This is a genomic window from Acidimicrobiia bacterium (genome assembly GCA_041394025.1).
In the GTDB taxonomy this organism is placed as follows: Bacteria; Actinomycetota; Acidimicrobiia; order IMCC26256; family JAOSJL01; genus JAOSJL01.
The window spans coordinates 167,944-186,797 of the sequence record JAWKJA010000003.1; the positions used below are offsets into that span (position 1 = coordinate 167,944).

An 18,854-nucleotide genomic window follows, 5' to 3' on the forward strand; every position below is an offset into this window, starting at 1 on the left:
GATGGAGCAACGACAGGCGCCCGACCGCAACCTGGCGCTGGACCTGGTCCGCACCACCGAGGTCGCCGCCCTGGCGGGAGGCCGGTGGATGGGCCGGGGCGACAAGAACGCCGCCGACCAGGCCGCCGTCGACGCCATGCGGCTCGTCCTCAACACCGTGACGATGGACGGCATCGTCGTGATCGGTGAGGGCGAGAAGGACGAGGCGCCGATGCTCTACAACGGCGAGGAGATCGGCGACGGGAACCCCCCGCACGTCGACATCGCCGTCGACCCGATCGACGGGACCACACTCACCTCCCTGGGTCGGCCCGGCGCCATCGCCGTGATCGCCGTGTCCGAGCGCGGGTCGATGTTCAATCCCGGTCCCTGTGTCTACATGGAGAAGATCGCCGTCGGGCCCGAGGCGGCCGACGTGATCGACCTCGAGGCGAGCGTCACCGACAACCTGAACGCGGTGGCGAAGGCCAAGGGCGAGGACGTCGACGACGTCACGGCCGTCGTGCTCGACCGCGACCGCCACACCGACATCATCAAGGAGTGCCGTGAGGCGGGCGCGCGGATCCGTCTCATCCCTGACGGCGACGTCGCCGGGGCGATCTCCGCCGCATGGAACGACGCCGGGGCCGACATCCTGTTCGGTATCGGCGGCACCCCCGAGGGCGTGATCGCTGCGGCGGCACTCAAGGCCCTCGGGGGAGGGATGCAGGGACGCCTGTGGCCGCGCAACGACAAGGAGCGCAGCGAGGCGGAGAACCAGGGCTACGACCTCGACCGGATCCTCGGCCTCGACGACCTCATCGCCAGTGACGACTGCTTCTTCGCGTGCACGGGGATCACCGGGGGTGACCTCGTCAAGGGCGTGCGCTACTGGGGCAACGGTGCAGAGACCCACTCGCTGGTGATGCGTTCCAAGAGCGGCACCGTCCGCCGGGTGGAGGCCAACCACACCTGGCGCAAGCTCATGCAGTACTCCTCCCTCGACTTCGACTGAACACCTCACCACCCCGGCCGGGTTGGTGCAGTTTCCGGGCCATGGAACCGGTTATCGCACCATCTCGGCGAGGGGTCGGTGGGGGTCGTCAGGAGGCGGGGCCGCGGAGGGTGTCCCAGGCGCTGCTGAGCGTCGTGTTCCAGTCGTAGAGCGACAGGCCGACCGCCTTCTGCTCGAAGGCCGCGGTGGCGAACCCCTGGAGGTCGTCGGGCGTCGTGGCGTCGCCGACGCCCCCGATCACGTGTATCGAGACGCCCTCGCCGACGTGCGCCCGCAACCCCTCGACGTTCCCCGCCGTGTAGACGAAGCCGTCACGCAGGCCCGACGACGCCGTTCGGTTCGTCCAGTAACTCATCGGGAGGAACACGTCGACACTCCCGGCCAGGTCGGCATATGGATAGTCGGGCCAGAGGTTCGGGTTCACGTCCTCCACGAGGAGTGGCTCCAGGACGATGGCGCCGAGTGCTTCGTCACCGAGGAACTCCGACGCCTGCGCCGCGAGTTCCACCGTCGCCGCGCTGCGCGCGGCGGGGTCGGGCTCGGTCTGGGTCCATTCGATGTCGAGCGCCACGCCGTCGAAGCGGTGCCCCTCGTACTCGAACTCGGCCACGGCCCGCAGAAACGCCAGATCCCGCTCCACGTCACCGTGCCGTGGCACGAACCAGCCGACGACCCGCACTCCGGCCGCGTGCGCCTTCACGAGGAACTCCCCCGTCAGGTCGGGCTGGAAGACACCGGGCTCGTCCATCGACTCGTCGGCGGCCTGGAGGTACAGAGTCCGCACCCCCACGCCCGCCATGTCGGGCAGGGCGTCGGGGGTGACCGGAGGCGTCCCGCCGGCACGACCGGCGTCGATGTCGAAGATGTCGACCCAGGTACCGAGGCCCTCGTAGACCGCGACGTCGCGAGTGACACCGGGCGCCTCGATCGGCTCTGCCGGTGCCACCTCGGGCTGAACGAACTCAGGCGGAAACGGCTCCTGCCCGCGGCTGATCCCCCACGCCAGGAGGACCAGGACACCGAAGACGGCCAGCAGCGACCTCACACCCGCACACTACGAGCAATTTGATGCGTCCCTGAGGCGCGCTATTCGGACCTCAGGGACGCATCAAATGACGGCGTCGGCGCCGGCGGCGAGGAGACGGGTGTTGGCCCGGGCGAGGGCGGCCTCGGTCTCGGCGGTCGGCTCGGAGTCCAACTGCTGTCGGGCCCGGTCACGCGCCGCTTCGGCACGTGGGACGTCGATCTCGGCGGCCAACTCGGCCACGTCGGACAGCACGATCACGTTGCCACCGGTGACCTCCACGAAACCGCCGTGGATGGCGGCGACGTCCTCCCGGTCCTGCTCGTGGATGATCCGCACGACACCGATGCCGAGTGAGCCGAGGAACGGCGCGTGCCCGTCGAGGAAGGCGATGTCGCCCTCGGTGGTGCGCGCGACGATCATCTCCGCGTCTCCGGAGTAGAGCATCTTCTCCGGGGAGACGAGCTCGACGTGGACCGACACGCCTCAGCTGCTCTCGAGCTCGCGGGCTTTGGCCAGCACGCTCTCGGCGCCGCCGACGTTGAGGAACGCCTGCTCGGGCGCGTCATCGAGGTCGCCGTTCACGAGGGCCTCGAAGGACTCGACGGTCTCCTCGCGGGGCACGTAGATGCCCTTGTTGCCCGTGAACTTCTCACCGACGAAGAACGGCTGGCTCAGGAACCGCTGCACCTTGCGGGCACGCTGCACCGTGATCTTGTCCTCCTCGGACAGCTCGTCCATCCCGAGGATGGCGATGATGTCCTGGAGCTCCTTGAAGCGCTGGAGGACCTCCTGGGTGCGCCGGGCGACGTCGTAGTGACGGTCGCCGACGACCTCGGGGGTGAGGATGTTGGAGGTCGACGCCAGCGGGTCGACAGCCGGGTAGATGCCCAGCGACGCGATCTGGCGGGACAGCTCGGTCGTGGCGTCGAGGTGGGTGAACGTCGTGAACGGCGCCGGGTCGGTGTAGTCGTCGGCGGGAACGTAGACCGCCTGGAGCGACGTGATGGACCGGCCCTTCGTGGATGTGATCCGCTCCTGGAGCTCACCCATCTCGTCGGCGAGCGTCGGCTGGTAGCCCACCGCGGAGGGCATGCGTCCGAGCAGCGTCGACACCTCCGAGCCGGCCTGCACGAAACGGAAGATGTTGTCGACGAACAGCAGCACGTCCTGGTGCTTCACGTCACGGAAGTACTCCGCCATCGTGAGCGCCGAGAGCGCTACCCGCAGGCGCACGCCGGGCGGCTCGTCCATCTGGCCGTACATGAGAGCGGCCTTCTCGATGACACCCGACTCCTGCATCTCGATGTGCAGGTCGGTTCCCTCCCGGGTGCGCTCCCCCACGCCGGCGAACACCGACACGCCACCGTGCTGGCTGGCGACCCGGTTGATCATCTCCATGATGAGCACGGTCTTGCCGACGCCCGCACCACCGAACAGGCCGATCTTTCCGCCCTGCACGTAGGGCTCGAGGAGGTCGATGACCTTGATGCCGGTCTCGAACATCTCCGCCTTGGGCTCGAGCTCGTCGAACGGCGGAGGGTCGCGGTGGATCTCCCAGCGGTCCTCGATGCCGGTGAGTTGGTCCTCGCTGATGTCGAGCGGCTCACCGATCACGTTGAACACATGGCCGAGGGTCCCCTCGCCGACGGGCACGGTGATGCCCCGACCGGTGTTGCGCACGGTGGCACCACGACGGAGGCCGTCGGTCGGCTTCAGGCAGACCGCGCGCACGCGGCCTTCGCCGATCTGCTGGGCGACCTCGGCCGTGATGACGATCGTGTCTCCCTCGAGCTCGACTTCCATCTCGAGCGCGGTGTTGATCTCGGGCAACGCGTCGCCGGGAAACTCGACGTCGACCACGGGACCAGCGATGGCGACCACGCGGCCGTCCTTCAACTGGGTGTCCTGTTCGGTCACTGCCATCGGGATACTCCTCGTTTCAACATCTCTGTGAAGGTCTTCGTGGACAACGTTCGTGTCACGTCTGTTCGTGGTCGAGCAGGTAGGCGGCCTCGCCGGCGTCGATGAGCGCCGGCTCCTCCTCGGTGACGGCAACACCACCGCGCAGCGCCTCGGCGCCACCCACGATCTCCGTGATCTCGGTGGTGATGGCGTCCTGGCGGGCACGGTTCATCTGGCGGCTGAGCGTGGTCTTGAGCTCCTCGGCGTTGTCGGTGGCCGCCTTCATGGCCTTCTGCCGGTTGGCGTGCTCCGAGGCGGCCGCGTTGAGCAGGGCGGCGTAGATCCGCGCCTCGATGTAGCGGGGAAGGAGCCGCTCGAGGATCACATCGGGCGCCGGCTCGAACTCGTAGCCGGCGACGGCCTGCCGCTCGTCGGCCGTGATGACCTCGTCCTCACCGGCCACGACTTCGGCTTCCAAGGGAATCAGCGGACGCACCACGACTTCCTGGGTGCCGGCGGAGACGAAGCGCGTGTAGACGAGGTCGACCTGGTCGATGTCGCCCTCGAGGAAGGCCGCATTGACCGCATGGGCGATCCTGCGGGCGTCCTCGTAGGAGGGCTTGTCGGTGAAACCGCCGAAGGCGGCGTCGATCGTGAACTGTCGGAAGCGGAAGTAGCTCTCGGCCTTGTTGCCGACGGTGAACAGCGCGTAGTCGCGACCCTGCTCGCGGTGCTCTCTGATGGCGCCCTCCGCCGCACGGATGACATTGGCGTTGTAGGCACCGGCCAGCCCGCGGTCACCGGCGACGACGACCTGCGCGGCTCGGCGGATCTGCTCGCGTGCCGTGAGGTAGTCGTTGTCGAGGCCGGTCGACGCCGCGGCGAGGTTGCGGACCACCTTGGTGATCTCGTCGCTGTACGGAACGGCCTCGGTGACGCGGGCCTGCGCCTTGACGATCCGGCTGGCCGCGATGAGCTCCATGGCGCGTGTGATCTTCTTCGTGGAGTCGACGCTCTTGATGCGCCGCCGAAGAATCCGCTCCTGGGCCCCTGCCATTCTGTCTGACTCACTCGCTGCGACCGGGGGTACCCCGGTCGCGGTCGCTCGTTCGAGGACGGGTGCAGGTGCTCAGCAGCGCCCGTGCCCCTCCGACGAGGGTGAACGATCCGAAAGTAAGCATCCGACCGCCGCTCACTCTGTCGCCAGGGTCTTGTCGGACTCGGCCTCGCCCACGGCCTCGGCGTCGGCGACGAGCGAGTCGACGTCTGCCTCGATCTCGGGGGCGTGACCGGTCGGCGGCGTGAACTGCGCCTTGAAGTCGTCGATCGCTGTCGCGATGGCGTCCTCGTCAGCGATCTTTCCCGTGTTGCGGATGTCGAGGAGGAGGTCCGTGTGGCGCACCCGGAACCACTCGAGCACCTCGGTCTCGAAGCGCTTGACGTCCTCGACCTCGATGTCGTCGATGTGGCCCTTGGTGCCGGCGAAGATCACGACGACCTGCTCCTCGACGGGCATGGGCGAGTTGAGCGGCTGCTTGAGCAGCTCGGTGAGCCGGTATCCGCGGTCGAGCTGCGCGGCCGAGACCTTGTCGAGCTCGGAGCCGAAGGTGGCGAACGCCTCGAGGTCGCGGAACTGCGCCAGGTCGATCTTCAGCGTTCCGGCGACGCTCTTCATGGCTTTGATCTGTGCGTCACCACCGACACGGGAAACCGAGATCCCCACGTCGACGGCCGGGCGCACGCCGGCCTTGAACAGGTCGTCCTGGAGGTAGATCTGGCCGTCGGTGATCGAGATCACGTTGGTCGGGATGTAGGCCGAGACGTCGCCCGCCTTGGTCTCGATGATCGGCAGCGCCGTGAGCGACCCACCGCCCTTGTCGTCGCTCAGCTTGGCGGCGCGCTCGAGAAGGCGGCTGTGGAGGTAGAAGACGTCGCCGGGGTAGGCCTCACGGCCCGGTGGGCGGCGCAGCAGCAGCGAGAGCTGCCGGTAGGCGTCGGCCTGCTTGGAGAGGTCGTCGTATACCACGAGCGCGGCCTCGCCGCCGTCCATCCAGTGCGCGCCCATGGCGGCGCCGGTGTAGGGGGCGAGGTACTTGAAGACCGCCTCGTCGGACGCCGGAGCGTTGACGACGACGGTGTAGTCGAGCGCCCCGTTCTCCTCGAGCGTGGCGACGGTCTGGGCGACGGTGGAGCCCTTCTGGCCGACGGCCACATAGATGCACTTCACGTCCTGGCCGGCCTGGTTGATGATCGTGTCGATGGCGACGGTGGTCTTGCCGGTCTTGCGGTCGCCGATGATCAGCTCACGCTGACCGCGGCCCACCGGGGTCATGGCGTCGATCGACTTGATGCCGGTCTGGAGCGGCTCGTCGACCGGCTGGCGGTCGATGATGCCCGGCGCCTGGATCTCGAGGCGCCGCTCGGAGTCGGAGGACACCGGGCCCTTCCCGTCGACGGGCTGACCCAGCGCGTCGACGACGCGGCCGAGCAGGGCGTCGCCGACCGGCACCGAGAGGATCCGCCCCGTCGCACGGGTGGCCGCACCCTCGTCGATGTCGCTGGCCTCGCCGAGCACGACGGCGCCGATGGTGTCCTCGTCGAGGTTCAGCGCGAGGCCGAGGGTTCCGCCCTCGAACTCGAGCAGCTCGTTGACGGCCGCGTTGGGAAGCCCCGACACACGGGCGATGCCGTCACCGACCTCGGTGACGTTGCCGACCTGTGCCTGCTCGAGGCTGGGCTCGAAACCCCCGACGTGCTCCCGCAGCGCCGCTGCGATCTCGCCGGCGTTGATGGTGAGCTCGGCCATCAGATGCGCTCCTTCAGTTCTTCGAGGCGGTGGCGGACCGTGCCGTCGATGACGGTGTCGCCGATACGGGCGACGAGGCCGCCCATGACCGCGGGGTCGACGACCACCTTGACGGTGATCTGCTGTCCGGTGGCGTCGGAGAGCGCCTGCGCGACGCGCTGCTGCGTGGCGTCGTCGAGCTCCACGGCGCTGCGTACCTCGGCCACGGCGCTCTCCTTGCGGGTGGCGGCCTTCGCCACGAGTGCGTCGGCGATCGCGGGGAGGTCGCGGGCGCGACCGGCACCGACGACGTAGAGCACGAAACTCGCCGTCACCTGGTGGGCCCTGCCGCCGAGCAGCTGCTCGACGACGGCCATACGACGCTCGATCGGGGTGGCGGCGTCGGTCAGCGTCATCCGGAGATCATCGGATCCCTCCAGGACCCGGGCGAACCGGAAGAGCTCGTCTTCGACTGCTTCGAGGGCACCCTCGGCCACGGCCGTCTCGTAGGCGGCCGTGGCGTAGGCGTCGACTCGGTCCTGATCGGTCACTCGCTCGTGCTCCCGACCTCGTTGATGTAGTTCTCGATCAGCGCCACCTGGGTGTCGTGATCGAGGTTCTGCTGCACGACCCTCTCGGCCAGCTCGATGGCGAGCTCACCCACCTGCGCCTGCAGGTCGGAGGTCGCACGCTCGGTGGCAGCAGCGATGTCGGCGTTCGCACGCTCACGCACCGCGGCGGCATCCTGCTCCGCCTGGGCGATGAGCTCGGATCGCACACCGTCGGCGGACTCCCGCGCCTCCTCGATGATCCGGGCCGCCTCCTCGCGGGCGTCGGCCAGCTGCCTCTGGTACTCGCCCAGCTGCTCCTGGCCGTCGGCCTTGGCCCTTTCGGCCTCCTCAAGGTCCTCCCGGATGCGCTCCTCGCGGTCGGCCATCCCCTTCTTCAGGGCGGGGACACCGAACTTGACGAGCCCGACGAGCACGACGAGGAAGAACAACCCACCCCAGATCAGCTCGTTGACCTCGGGAAGGATCGGGTTGGGCGCCTCTTTGCATTCCTCGGCGGCCTCGTCGAGCTGTTCCTCCTGATCGGCCGTGAGCTCCTCGGGGATCTCGTGACCCCCGACGATCTCCTCGAAGTTCTTGATGAGGCATCCTCCGAGCGTCTCCCCGGAGGCCGACGCCGTGCCGGGAACGGCGACGACGAGGCCGACCGCCAAGGCGACGACGACGAGTATGCGTGTTCGCACGAACATGACTGTGTCTGCTCCCGGTCGGATCAGAGGAAGAACAGGACGAAGCCGAAGAGCGCCAGCGCTTCGGCGAAGGCGATACCGAGGAACATGGTGGTTCGCACCATGCCGGCAGCCTCGGGCTGTCGGGCCATCGCCTGCACGGCGTTCCCCACGAGGTAACCGATGCCGATACCGGGGCCGATGGCGGCGAGGCCGTATCCCATGGCCTTCAGGCCGACCTCGATGTCACCGGTGATCTCGGCCAGGATGGTCAGGATCGTCACTGGGTTGTCTCCTTGTTGCTGTCTCGAACTGCTGCTCGACTCGTGCTGTCGGACTATCTCGTGAAATCTGCTCGCTCTAGTGCTCGGGGTGCAGGGACCCGCCGATGTACACGGCGGTGAGGATCGTGAAGATGTAGGCCTGGAGCACGGCCACGAGGACCTCGAAGCCCGTCATGGCGGCACCGCCGAGGAAGGGCAGCGGCAGGAAGACGATGTTCCACTTGGCGATCCACAGTGCCGCCGACAGCAGGGCGAAGGTGGTGAGCAGGATGTGGCCCGCCATCATGTTGGCGAACAGTCGCACCATGTGGGAGAAGGGCCGTACGAGGAACGTCGAGATGAACTCGATGGGCGTCACGAGGAGGTAGAGCGGCCAGGGCACCCCCGGCGGGAACAGCGAGTTCTTGAAGTAGCCGCCCAGCCCCTGGGTCTTCACGCCGAGGGCGATCATCATCAGCCAGACCATCAGCGCCAGGAACATCGGGATGGCGATTCGCGAGGTGGGCGGGAACTGGATCCCGGGGATCACCTCGAAGATGTTCATGAAGAAGATGTAGAAGAACAGCGACGCGAGGAACGGCGTCCAGCGCTTGCCGTCCTCCACGCCCATGGCCTCGACGGCGATGTTCTCCTCCACGAGCTCGTAGCTCGACTCGGCGAGGTTCTGGATTCCGGTGGGGACGAGCGCGCGCTTGCGCCCGCCGAGGACGAAGAAGCCCACCGAGAGGAGGGCGGCGATCCCGCAGAGGATGACGGTCTTGTTGATCGCGAACGGGGTGCCGTCGAGAAGGAGCGCCGGCCACTCGAAGAGGTGGCTGACCGGCGGGAACTGGAACGCTGCGAGAACGGACATCCTCTACTCCCCCGCCGGGCGGAGACCCGGCGCTGCGAGCGACAGACTGACGGACCGGAGCTCCCACACGAGGAGCCCGATGTGGGTCGCGACGAGCACCACACCGAAGGTGAGGAAGTCGACGGCGTCGACCTGCCTGAGGCCGAGACCGACGACGGTGATGAGCCCGAGGCGAACGACGTAGCCGCCCAGGGCGGTGGCGGCGAGCATCTCGGGTGAGATCCGCGCGGCCCAGCGCATCAGGGCGGCGGCGAGGAGGAAGTTGACGGCCACGAGAACCAGGGCGGCCGCGGCGCCGAGGACGCCGCCCCATCCGGCGAAGAGCCCCGACACGACCAGTACGGCCGGGGCGACCCACAGGGCGTGGGTGGCCATGTCGAGGGCGATCTCGGTCTCGGGCGCGTCCTGGCCCGCCAACTCGGCACGCAGCGCCGCGGCCTTCTCGTCGGTTGTCGGGCCCGGCGTCGTCACGTCAACGGAGGTGTCGGCCTGACTCACCGTGCACCTCCCCGTGACGCGGTCCTGCGCGCCCAGGGCTTGCCCTCGTCGTGCGCCTCGGCGCGGGCCTGGAAGCGGTAGTAGGCCGAGATGGTGGCGCCGGCGGTTGCAAAGACGAGGAGCCCGACGGCGAACCAGGGTGACGTGCCGAGCCGGCTGTCGAGCCACACGCCGAGCAGGGCGAAGAGAAGGGGGCCCACGACCAGTTCGAGCGACTGGGACATACCCGTGCCCAGGCCGTTCCACACGGCGCCGCGACGCTGCGAGGGCGTCGGCTCTGGTACCTCGGACTCCACCGGACAGGGCTCCTGAACGCTCCGGCCCCGACGTCGACACCGGAGCTTGTGAACGGATTCGCAATCTACGCGGGCGGTCCGGCCCCGGCAAACCGGGGACCGGTTTTCGACGAAGAAGGTCCGCGGGCAGCGCCTCAGCCGGCGTCGCGCCGGCGGCGGGCCTCCAGATCCACGATCTGCTCGTCCCCGGGACGGGCACCGGCGTGGTCACCGGCGTGGTCACCCGCGACCGGGTCGGTCGCCATCTCACGTTCGGCCGCCAGGGCCCGCTCGGTGCGGACGCTCGGGTGGAAGTAGACGTAGAGGAGCAGGGCGAGAGCGGCCACCCCGAAGGGCACCATGGCGTTGCCCTCGTTGGTGAACGTGGGCACGAGCACCAGGCCCGACAGCACCGCCGTCCACGCCCACAGGATCACGACGGAGCGGCGGGGCCCGTGCCCGAGGCGGACGAGGCGGTGGTGGAGGTGGTCCTGGTCGGGGGTGGCGACCGACTTCCGGCGGGCCACCCGCCGGAGGAACGACCAGACGGCGTCGAGAATCGGCACGCCGAGGATCACGATCGGGATCGCCAGCGGGGCGAAGAAGAAGTAGGTCTGGCCCGAGAACTGGTCGGCGACGCGCCCCCCGACGGTGATCGTGGCCACGGCCAGCATGAGCCCGAGCAGCATCGAGCCGGCGTCACCCATGAAGATCCGTGCCGGGCTGAGGTTGTGCGGAAGGAAGCCGGCGGCCATCCCCACGGCGATCACCGCCACCAGGGGGGCGATGTTCGAGCCGTCGAGGAGACCGGCCTCGAAGAGACGGTCGGCGAAGATGAACAGGGCCGTGCCGGCGATGACCACGATGCCCGCGGCCAGGCCGTCGAGGCCGTCGATCAGGTTGATGGCGTTGGCCATCACGACGACCCACGCCACGGTGATCAGCGGAGCCAGGTCGGGCGAGAGAACGACGAAGTCGGACGCCGCGAAGGGGATGCGGAAGTAGAGCATCGTCACACCCATGAGGGAGAGGACGGCGCCCGAGAGGGCCTGGCCCGAGATCTTGGCGGGTGGCGACACCTCCCTCATGTCGTCGAGTGCGCCGACGACGAACATGATCCCCGCGGCCAGCAGCACCCCGAGGGGCTCCGACGAGCTGTCGAACATCTCGTGGAACTGGTTCATGCGTGAGGCCACGAGCATCGCCGCGAGCAGGCCGACGAACATCGCCGCACCCCCGAGGGTGGGCGTGGGGCGAGAGTGGGTGTGCCGGGAGTCGGAGTCGGGCATCGACACGGCCCCGATGCGCGGGGCCGCCCAGCGGACGACCCACGTGAAGAGCCAGGTGACCCCGGCGGCGACGCCGAAGACGAGGGCGTAGCCGCCCACGGCCGACCTACCCGCCGTGCAGGTCGGGGTAGGGCGTGAACTTCGACGTGAGCACCCGCACGGCGTCGCGGACCTCGCCGCGGACCTGCTCGTCGTCGGGGGCGCGCAGCACACGGGCGATGAGGGTGGCGACCTCGCCCATCTCGGACTCCCCCATGCCCGCCGTGGTGACGGCGGCCGTGCCGAGGCGCAGCCCGCTCGTGACGAAGGGGGACTCGGGATCGTCGGGGATCGTGTTCTTGTTGCACACGATCCCGGCGACGTCGAGCGCCTCCTGGGCGATCTTGCCGTTGACGCCGAACGGGCGGAGGTCGACGAGCATCAGGTGGTTGTCGGTGCCTCCCGACACGATGCGGAAGCCCTCACCGTCGAGACCGGCCGCCAAGGCCCGGGCGTTGGTGACGATGTCAGCGGCGTAGTCGCGAAACGCCGGCTGTGCCGCCTCCCGGAAGGCGACGGCCTTGGCGGCGATGACGTGCTCGAGGGGCCCACCCTGGAGGCCGGGGAACACGGCCTTGTCGATGACCTTGGCGTACTCCTCGCGGCACAGGATCGCACCGGCTCGCGGGCCCCGCAGTGTCTTGTGGGTCGTGAAGGTGACGATGTCGGCGTGCGGGACGGGAGACGGGTGTGCGCCCCCGGCGATGAGCCCCGCGATGTGCGCGGCGTCGACGATGAGCAGGGCGCCGACCTCGTCGCAGATGGAGCGGAACGCCTCGAAGTCGATGATCCGCGGATAGGCGGTGGCGCCGGCGATGACGGCCTTGGGCGCCTCGGCCTTCGCCTGGTCGCGGATCACGTCGTAGTCGAGCGTCTCGCTCTCGGCGTCGACACCGTAGGCGGCGAACTCGTAGAAGCGACCGGAGAAGTTGACCGGCGAGCCGTGGGTGAGGTGTCCGCCCTGGTCGAGGCGCATACCCATGACCTTGTCGCCGGGGTCGAGCACGGCAAGGAACACCGCCATGTTGGCGTTGGCGCCCGAGTGGGGCTGGACGTTGGCGTGGTCGGCGCCGAAGAGTGAGCACGCCCTGTCGCGTGCGAGGTCCTCCACATCGTCGATGACCTCGTTGCCGCCGTAGTAGCGCTTGTGGGGGTAGCCCTCGGAGTACTTGTTGGTGAGCACCGACCCGGTGGCGGCCATCACCGCCGGCGACGTGAAGTTCTCCGACGCGATGAGCTGGATCGCCGTGTTCTGGCGCTCCTCCTCCCGCTCGATGAGCGCCGCGACGTCTGGATCGGTGGCCCGAAGGGCGTCGAAGGGGTGCATGGTGTTCCGTCGGCTCCCGGCTCGCGTACCGGGCACCCAGCCTACCGGTCGGACTCGGGGATCAGCGGTCCACGGCGCGTCCTGCTCGCGGGACCACCGCGCGGGTTGTCCGAACGGGGAATCTGCCAGCCCCGCTGATCACGGCGAAGGGACCTGAACTGCTGTGTCGGTTGGAAGCCGAACCTCTTCGCGAAGTTCTGGCTGGGCTTGTTGTCATTGTCGATATAAGTGATGAACGCGTCGTAGTTCCCCGTCGCCATGAGCCTCGCGAACACCTCGGTGACGAGCTGCAGACCGGCATGCGTTCCGCGATGCTCTTCCACGGTCCAGATGTCGTAGAGGTAGGCCTCCCGCGGCCGCAGGTTCACGCGCATTCCGGCGACATGATCGGTGTGTGACCGGTCCGACACCCACCACCAGGCAATGGCGGCCTCGTTCTCCACCAGCATGTAGCAGCGGTCGCCGGCTCGTAGCGTGCGCTCCGCGAAGACGCGACGTCGCTCAGGAAGGAGCGAGAGCAGCGGATCGGCCTGTGAGGTCACCTCGTGGATCGACATCGTGTCGGGAAGATCCTCGACGGAACCGGGCGCCAGGTCGTCGGCGGAGATACCCCACACGTCGCTCAGCACGAACTCCAGACGACCACCGAACAAGGGTTTGCGTGCAGGCTTCTCTGTCATGTCCAATCCCGCCGACCGGTATCGTGATTCGGCAACACACGACCCTAGCGTGCGGGGTCTACCTTCGGTGCCGATCACCGTCGAGCGCGCATAGCAGAGCATGGACGCTACGACGACCGTGATCACCGCGCCACGGCTGGGCACGTTCGAGGAGCGCTGGGACGCACTCGTCGCCGCGCTTCCGATTCCCACGCCGTTCCTCACGTCGTGGTGGCTCGGGTCGTTCGCCGGCCCGGAAGCGTGCTTCGTGCTGGTCGTGGAGGACGGCGAGCTCCTCGGTGGCGTCGCCTTCGAGACGGATACGTGGCTCGGCGTTAGGCGTTTCCGCATGCTCGGTCAGAGGATCATCCAACCCGACCATCTCGACCTCATCGCACATCCCGATCGCCGGGGCACGGTCGAGGCGCGCCTCGGCGAGTGGCTCACGAGGAACGGAGCCCGTTTCTTCGATCTCGACGGCCTGGTTCCCGACAGCCGCCTTGCAGCGATTCTCCCGAGGCCCGTTCAGAACTGGGGCGAGACGCCGGTCCCGTTCGCCACGCTCCCCGGCACGCTCGACGAATACCTCGAGGAGCACTCCAAACTCCGCACGCAGGTCCCCCGAGCTCGGCGCCGCCTCGAGCGAGATGGTGTCGAGACGAGGGTTGTCGGGAGTGGTGACATCGAGCGCGCACTCGACGACCTGGCGTCGCTGCATGCAGCTCGGTGGGGAGACGAGTCACAGTTCCTCGAGCGTTTCGAGGAGTTCCGAGCGGCCGTGTCCGCTGGTGCTCTGCGAAACGAGGTCGTTGTCGTTGAGCTCGTCAGCCACGGAGAGGTCATCGCCTCGGAGATCGACTTCGTCGCCGGCTCAACAATGCACTTCTACCAAGCGGGCCGGGCGACGGACCATGCGTGGCGTGGGAGCGGGAACGTCGTGAAGGCAGCAGCGATCGACGTGGCATGCGCGCGGAATCTCGAGGAGTACGACATGCTTCGGGGCGACGAGCCCTACAAGCAGGACTGGGCAGACGACTCCCGAAGAGTCGTCCATCTTCGTTCCGCCCATGGTCTCCGAGCACGGGCTCTGCTCGCTGCCTCCCGCGTGCGACGACGCCTTGCCAAGAGCGGGGGCGGGCACTGAACTCTTCGGTACTGAGGCGCGACACGTCGGCACCCCACATCTCATCCGTTCGATCGCAATGCACGCCCGAGCAGCTCACCGGCGTCCGAGAACACGGACCGGGTGAACAGGACCCCAGCCACGTAGGCGCCCGCGAGCCCTGCGGCAACGATGACGACCAGCGACAGAGCTCCGGGTGGGAACAACAGGAGAACGGGGAGCGCTCCGACAACGATACCGATCGAGATGACGAGCGCGGGCCACATCGCCACGAGCGACCTCGACAGCGGTGATTGGACGAGCCTCACAGCGAACACGAGGCGAACAGCCGAGTAGATGCCCGTGAGGACCAAGTGCACGGCCGCGACAGCATTGATCCCCCGTGGGGCGGCCAGGATGAGGGCTACGACGAGAATCGGGGACGCCACCAGGTTCATCTTGAGAAGGAAGCCCGGCTTCCCGATTGCGGGGAAGATGTCGCCTGAGGCGAAGCCGACGGACTGGAGCCCGAACGTCAACGCAATCAGTGCCATCGGCAGGGCAGCCGGCGCCCAATCGGGTGGGAGCATGACGTCGACGAGGTCCCGCGACGCGAGGGCGAGGCCGGTACCTGTCGTGAAGCCGAAGAGTGCGAGGAGCTTGAGCGATCGGAGCATCCCTCGTTCCAGGGTGGCAGAGCCACGCTCCCGCGCCTGGGAGTAGGTGGGAAAGGCAACCTGCGAGAAGACGTTGTAGACGTTACCGATCACCAGTTGTGGTAGGCGGAAGGCGAAGTAGTAGAAGCTCAGCATCCGGGGGCCGAGCTGGTTGCCCACGACGAGATAGTCGGCGTTGGTGGCGAACACCTCGAGCGCGCGGTAGCCGAGGACCGTCATCCCGAATCCGAGAAGCTCCCGTGCGACTCGCCGCTGAAACACGAACCGAGGCGAGAAACCGAGGAGCGCCCAGCTCAGTACGACGCCGACGCACTCGCCGGCGAGAGTGCCCCAGACGATCGACCACGCGCCGAAGTCCGCCATTGCCAGCGCAACGGCCACGGCAAGGCGTACTCCGGCACGCGACACGTCGACGGCAGTGCGGCGCTTGAACTCGAGGTCACGTTTGAACAGGGAGTCCGGAATCTGGCTGAGGCCCTTGACAACGATCAACAGGGACAACGTCCGGAAGATCTGGACCTGATCGGGAACGCGGAAGAAGTCCGCGATCCAGGGTGCTGCGAAGAAGAATCCGGCTGCCATGGCGATCGCCACCATCAGGTTCAGCGTGAACGCCGTGTGCACGCGGTCGGTGATTCCGCGCTCCTGCTCGAAGATGAGAGCTGCGCCCATGCCGAGGTCCAGGGCGAACTCGATGAAGAGGAAGACCGTCATCGCTGCCGCGACGACTCCGAAGTCGTCGGGCACGAGGATCCGTGCCAGCAGTACAACCGCCAGGAACGAGATCAGGCGACTGCCCACAAATGACGCCGTCGCCCAGAGGAACGACCGTGTGGCCCGCCCGACGAGCTCCCCGCTCTGCCCTTGGACCGGCATCACGACGTCGGGCGAGGTGGCGTCACGTGGAGACGAACCGGGGCGCCCTTGCTCGTCGCTCATGAGTGGAGGGGTCCCGTGCCCAGCCCCGAGAACCAGCGCTCGAGCTGCAGCGAGAAGTCGGCCCCGCTCCAGTCGCGGACAGCGAAGCGCGGGAGCCGGTATCGGGTCGCGAACCGTGTTACGGAACGCGGAATCGTGGTGCACGCTCGAACGAATCCCGCTCGCCGCGCGGCTCCAACGCTGCGGCGATCGAAAGCCTCGTGACCCCCGAACGGATAGGCGAACGACTCGATGGGATGATCCAGTGTCTCCTCGAGAACCGCTCGACCGAGTGCGACCTCAGCACGCTGTGCCGGCGCGTCGAGTGAAGCCAGCTGGGCATGGCTGCGAGTGTGGCCCCCGATGTCAGCAATAGGACTGGCGTCGAGGTCTCGCAGCTGTGACTCGGACATGACACGGTGACAGCGGCATGCGGTTTCCTGGGCACCCAGCCGAGTTGCGAGGTTCGCGAGCTCCTGCTCGATGCGGAACGGTCCGAGCACACGAAGGCGCCGACTCGCGGCGGCCAACGCCCGGAAACGCCCCGCGGTCGATCTCAAATCGGCACGGAGGCCGGGGGCAACCCGGATGGGCGAGATGTCGAGGTCGGATGCGTGGTCGAGAAGAAGGTGCTCGACACGGTCCCACCAGAAGCGAAAGCCAGGCCCCTGCTCGACGACACACGACGACACGAAGAAGGTCGCGGGGAGTGCCGCGTCGTCCAGTAGTGGCTTCGCCACCTCCTGGTTGTCCGCGTAGCCGTCGTCGAAGGTGATGGCCACGCGGCGCGCACCCGGTGTGAGTTCCCGGAGAGGAACGACGTCAGCTGTCTTCTTCAACATCGCGAGCTGCTCCCGAAATCTCTCCGGTCGGACGTTCAGCCAGAACGGGTCGCGATCGACGCTGCTGACACGGTGGTACATGAGGATCACCGCGCTCTCGTCGAGAAACGCCATCACGTTCCCTTCTCGATACAGGCTCCGAGAAGGGACGGGGCGCGCGCGTCGTCGTTGTCTCGGACACCTCGAGGGACGTCCTCGATACTGAGACCGAAACGCTGGGCGGAGCTCACGTCGGCGTTGCCGAACCCGACGATCCTGATCTCCGATTTCGGGCACACCTCAGTGAGGTAACGGTGGAATCCGCTGGAGTGCCGGGGCAGTTCGTCGGACAACGGCCCGCCCGTACTCGCCGACCGGGTCGGTACCGCCACGAGAAGTCGTCCACCGTCCGCGACGCCCGCCCACATGTTCGCGAGTACGTCCCGCGGCCTTTCCTCGCGTATCCAGCTCGTTCCCATCACGACGCACTCGTACTTGTCGGAGGCAACGAATCCTTGCTCGCCGGGATCGGCGAGGATCGTCACCGAGTCATCGTCGGGGTTGGTGGAGATCCGGTCGAGAACCGTCGGGCACCCGAGCTTCTCGGCCAGCCTGCTCGGGTCGAGCTCGAGGACCCGCCCGCGGATTTCGAAGGAGTGCGCCCGAACGAACCGCACGTAGAGATGCTCGAGGATCGGTGTCCCTCGCGCGAGGCGCCGGGACGATCGGGCTCGGTCCTCCCCCCGCCGCCGAACGAGCCAGGCCGGGTCGAGGACTCGGACCAGTCCCTGGGCGACGGGTGATCCCAGCACACGCTGGACCGCGCGTTTCGTGGCAGGTGACGCCGTGGCGCCTCGCGCTCGGATCCTCGTGCGTAGAGACGCGTTCACGACGATGTCCGATCCTGCGCCGATCCCAGCGAAAGGGCGAGATGCGTGACCTCCCTACGGATGTCCTCCCAGCGGTACTCGTCTACCACAAGGTCGCGTGCCGCAGACGTGAGCCGCTGTCGGAGCTCGGGCTGCTGGATGATGTCTCGGCATGCAGCGGCGAACGCCTCGGGCATGTCCGCCACGAGGAGCTCGCGGCCGGGTTCGAGATCGATGCCCTCACACCCGACAGTCGTCGACACGACGGGAACCCTGTGGGCGAACGCCTCCAGAACCTTGAGTCGTGTTCCGCCTCCGAATCGGATAGGCACCGCCACGAGGTCAGCTCGTGCAAGCTCATCCGCCACGTCGTCCACTTCTCCGACGATCGTGACATTGGGAGTTCCCTCGATCTGGTCAACGACGGGACCCGGACGTCCGACGAGACGAAGCTCGAGGGCGGGAAACCAGGTACGGAGTGTTGGGAGGATGTCGTTCACGAAGTAGCGCGCCGCATCGGCGTTGGCTTCGTACGCCAGAAGCCCGATCATCGTAACGACCGGACGATCGGGGTCCGTCGCGCTCACGGGCGCTGCCTCGGGAATCGTCGCGCCGTTGGGCACCACGACCGCGTTACCGACTCCGAGCCGCCGACGGTCGAGTTCGCTGCAAACAGCCACGGCTGCCGCTTCTCGACTGATCTCTGCATGGAGGCGCTCCCACCTCCCTTCATCGATGGCGTCGACTCGCCGAGCGATGACGGAACGGACTCCCCTTCGCCCACCGGGTCGGTCCCGCTGCCCCGCGCGCCGATGCCTGATGGCCTCTTCGAACAGGTTGTCGATGTCGACGACGAAGGGCTCATCGACGACACGACGCACGGCGACGAACGACTGCGCGTGCCCCAACCACACGAGATCGAAGGCCTCCTTCGAGAGCACCGCATGGGTCGCGTGTCGGAGTGACGTCCAGTCGCGGGAGACGAGTCGGCGAGGCAGACCGGAGCGCACCCACCGCCAGAGTCGTGTTGCGTGCGGATCGTCACGCGGGAGCGACACCACGTCCATTCCGGCGACCGGAATATCAGGCGACACGGACGCTGCAGTATCGCCGGGAGTTGCAGCGGCGACAACGTGCACGCTTCCCGCGTCGGCGAGAGCGCGCGCGATGTTCGAGAGTCTGATGCGATAGCCGTTGTTGGCGGGCCAGGGAAGATCCTCGGCAACAAGCAGGATCCTCATTGCTCTCTCCGAAGTGCCGACACACGGTCCTCCCGCGGAGAGTCGGAGGTACTGTCG

19 protein-coding genes and 1 pseudogene are annotated in these 18,854 nt (G+C 67.7%); 2 read left to right on the top strand and 18 right to left on the bottom strand.

The annotated features are described in order from the left end of the window. The first annotated feature begins 1 nt into the window (after nt 1). A complete protein-coding gene (glpX, locus tag R3A49_08270; GenBank protein ID MEZ5170724.1) occupies nt 2–994 on the top strand; it encodes a class II fructose-bisphosphatase in 993 nt (330 codons plus the stop codon). 88 nt (nt 995–1,082) lie between these two features. Here the strand turns inward: glpX and R3A49_08275 are convergent, their stop codons facing one another. The 14 genes and pseudogenes from R3A49_08275 to R3A49_08340 all read right to left on the bottom strand — a co-directional run bounded on the left by R3A49_08275 (nt 1,083) and on the right by R3A49_08340 (nt 13,190). Further along, complete coding sequence (locus R3A49_08275; GenBank protein ID MEZ5170725.1) at nt 1,083–2,039, bottom strand: hypothetical protein; 957 nt, start codon at nt 2,037–2,039, stop codon at nt 1,083–1,085. A 63-nt stretch (nt 2,040–2,102) separates the two neighbouring features. Beyond that, complete coding sequence (gene atpC, locus R3A49_08280; GenBank protein ID MEZ5170726.1) at nt 2,103–2,501, bottom strand: ATP synthase F1 subunit epsilon; 399 nt, start codon at nt 2,499–2,501, stop codon at nt 2,103–2,105. Between the two features lie 3 nt (nt 2,502–2,504). Continuing rightward, nucleotides 2,505–3,944, bottom strand: coding sequence for a F0F1 ATP synthase subunit beta (gene atpD / locus R3A49_08285; GenBank protein ID MEZ5170727.1), 1,440 nt, complete (start codon nt 3,942–3,944; stop codon nt 2,505–2,507). Nucleotides 3,945–4,086: 142 nt separating this feature from the next. After that, a pseudogene (locus tag R3A49_08290) lies at nt 4,087–4,980 on the bottom strand (F0F1 ATP synthase subunit gamma). 135 nt (nt 4,981–5,115) lie between these two features. After that, entirely contained in the window at nt 5,116–6,729 is a 1,614-nt protein-coding gene (atpA, locus tag R3A49_08295; protein ID MEZ5170728.1) for a F0F1 ATP synthase subunit alpha, read from the bottom strand. After that, nucleotides 6,729–7,259: an ATP synthase F1 subunit delta gene (atpH, locus tag R3A49_08300; GenBank protein MEZ5170729.1), complete on the bottom strand. Its 531-nt coding sequence runs from the start codon at nt 7,257–7,259 to the stop codon at nt 6,729–6,731. Before atpH ends, atpA begins: the two co-directional genes overlap by 1 nt. Further along, a complete protein-coding gene (gene atpF, locus R3A49_08305; GenBank protein ID MEZ5170730.1) occupies nt 7,256–7,960 on the bottom strand; it encodes a F0F1 ATP synthase subunit B in 705 nt (234 codons plus the stop codon). Before atpF ends, atpH begins: the two co-directional genes overlap by 4 nt. Before the next feature lie 29 nt (nt 7,961–7,989). Next, on the bottom strand, nt 7,990–8,169 hold the full coding sequence (atpE, locus tag R3A49_08310; GenBank protein ID MEZ5170731.1) for an ATP synthase F0 subunit C: 180 nt from the start codon (nt 8,167–8,169) through the stop codon (nt 7,990–7,992). 136 nt (nt 8,170–8,305) lie between these two features. Beyond that, entirely contained in the window at nt 8,306–9,082 is a 777-nt protein-coding gene (atpB, locus tag R3A49_08315; GenBank protein MEZ5170732.1) for a F0F1 ATP synthase subunit A, read from the bottom strand. A gap of 3 nt (nt 9,083–9,085) precedes the next feature. Continuing rightward, nucleotides 9,086–9,580, bottom strand: coding sequence for an ATP synthase subunit I (locus R3A49_08320; protein ID MEZ5170733.1), 495 nt, complete (start codon nt 9,578–9,580; stop codon nt 9,086–9,088). Next, complete coding sequence (locus tag R3A49_08325) at nt 9,577–9,876, bottom strand: AtpZ/AtpI family protein (GenBank protein ID MEZ5170734.1); 300 nt, start codon at nt 9,874–9,876, stop codon at nt 9,577–9,579. The genes R3A49_08320 and R3A49_08325 overlap by 4 nt, the downstream gene beginning before the upstream one ends. A gap of 134 nt (nt 9,877–10,010) precedes the next feature. Further along, nucleotides 10,011–11,243, bottom strand: coding sequence for an MraY family glycosyltransferase (locus R3A49_08330; GenBank protein ID MEZ5170735.1), 1,233 nt, complete (start codon nt 11,241–11,243; stop codon nt 10,011–10,013). Between the two features lie 7 nt (nt 11,244–11,250). Beyond that, nucleotides 11,251–12,510 carry a serine hydroxymethyltransferase gene (glyA, locus tag R3A49_08335; protein ID MEZ5170736.1) on the bottom strand — a complete coding sequence of 420 codons (1,260 nt, stop codon included), beginning with the start codon at nt 12,508–12,510 and terminating at the stop codon, nt 11,251–11,253. Between the two features lie 41 nt (nt 12,511–12,551). Continuing rightward, complete coding sequence (locus R3A49_08340; protein ID MEZ5170737.1) at nt 12,552–13,190, bottom strand: GNAT family N-acetyltransferase; 639 nt, start codon at nt 13,188–13,190, stop codon at nt 12,552–12,554. 100 nt (nt 13,191–13,290) lie between these two features. Here R3A49_08340 and R3A49_08345 point away from each other — a divergent pair, with 100 nt between their 5' ends. Next, nucleotides 13,291–14,313 carry a GNAT family N-acetyltransferase gene (locus tag R3A49_08345; protein ID MEZ5170738.1) on the top strand — a complete coding sequence of 341 codons (1,023 nt, stop codon included), beginning with the start codon at nt 13,291–13,293 and terminating at the stop codon, nt 14,311–14,313. Nucleotides 14,314–14,354: 41 nt separating this feature from the next. On the opposite strand, the gene R3A49_08350 is transcribed toward R3A49_08345, so the two are convergent. From R3A49_08350 to R3A49_08365, 4 genes are all read right to left on the bottom strand, one after another. Beyond that, a complete protein-coding gene (locus R3A49_08350; protein MEZ5170739.1) occupies nt 14,355–15,887 on the bottom strand; it encodes a lipopolysaccharide biosynthesis protein in 1,533 nt (510 codons plus the stop codon). Then, nucleotides 15,884–16,822: a polysaccharide deacetylase family protein gene (locus R3A49_08355; protein MEZ5170740.1), complete on the bottom strand. Its 939-nt coding sequence runs from the start codon at nt 16,820–16,822 to the stop codon at nt 15,884–15,886. Before R3A49_08355 ends, R3A49_08350 begins: the two co-directional genes overlap by 4 nt. After that, nucleotides 16,822–17,364 (bottom strand): hypothetical protein, encoded by a 543-nt coding sequence (locus R3A49_08360; GenBank protein MEZ5170741.1) that lies wholly within the window; start codon nt 17,362–17,364, stop codon nt 16,822–16,824. The genes R3A49_08355 and R3A49_08360 overlap by 1 nt, the downstream gene beginning before the upstream one ends. A 209-nt stretch (nt 17,365–17,573) precedes the next feature. Further along, complete coding sequence (locus R3A49_08365; GenBank protein ID MEZ5170742.1) at nt 17,574–18,797, bottom strand: glycosyltransferase family 4 protein; 1,224 nt, start codon at nt 18,795–18,797, stop codon at nt 17,574–17,576. Nucleotides 18,798–18,854 lie beyond the last annotated feature (57 nt).

What these genes read in the sequence shown, in the direction of transcription:
- glpX (MEZ5170724.1), top strand. Translation starts at nt 2, where the DNA reads ATGGAGCAACGACAGGCGCCCGACCGCAACCTGGCGCTGGACCTGGTC.
- atpD (MEZ5170727.1), bottom strand. Translation starts at nt 3,944, where the DNA reads ATGGCAGTGACCGAACAGGACACCCAGTTGAAGGACGGCCGCGTGGTC.
- atpA (MEZ5170728.1), bottom strand. Translation starts at nt 6,729, where the DNA reads ATGGCCGAGCTCACCATCAACGCCGGCGAGATCGCAGCGGCGCTGCGG.
- atpE (MEZ5170731.1), bottom strand. Translation starts at nt 8,169, where the DNA reads ATGGGATACGGCCTCGCCGCCATCGGCCCCGGTATCGGCATCGGTTAC.
- atpB (MEZ5170732.1), bottom strand. Translation starts at nt 9,082, where the DNA reads ATGTCCGTTCTCGCAGCGTTCCAGTTCCCGCCGGTCAGCCACCTCTTC.
- glyA (MEZ5170736.1), bottom strand. Translation starts at nt 12,510, where the DNA reads ATGCACCCCTTCGACGCCCTTCGGGCCACCGATCCAGACGTCGCGGCG.
- R3A49_08340 (MEZ5170737.1), bottom strand. Translation starts at nt 13,190, where the DNA reads ATGACAGAGAAGCCTGCACGCAAACCCTTGTTCGGTGGTCGTCTGGAG.
- R3A49_08345 (MEZ5170738.1), top strand. Translation starts at nt 13,291, where the DNA reads ATGGACGCTACGACGACCGTGATCACCGCGCCACGGCTGGGCACGTTC.
- R3A49_08350 (MEZ5170739.1), bottom strand. Translation starts at nt 15,887, where the DNA reads ATGAGCGACGAGCAAGGGCGCCCCGGTTCGTCTCCACGTGACGCCACC.
- R3A49_08355 (MEZ5170740.1), bottom strand. Translation starts at nt 16,822, where the DNA reads ATGGCGTTTCTCGACGAGAGCGCGGTGATCCTCATGTACCACCGTGTC.
- R3A49_08365 (MEZ5170742.1), bottom strand. Translation starts at nt 18,797, where the DNA reads ATGAGGATCCTGCTTGTTGCCGAGGATCTTCCCTGGCCCGCCAACAAC.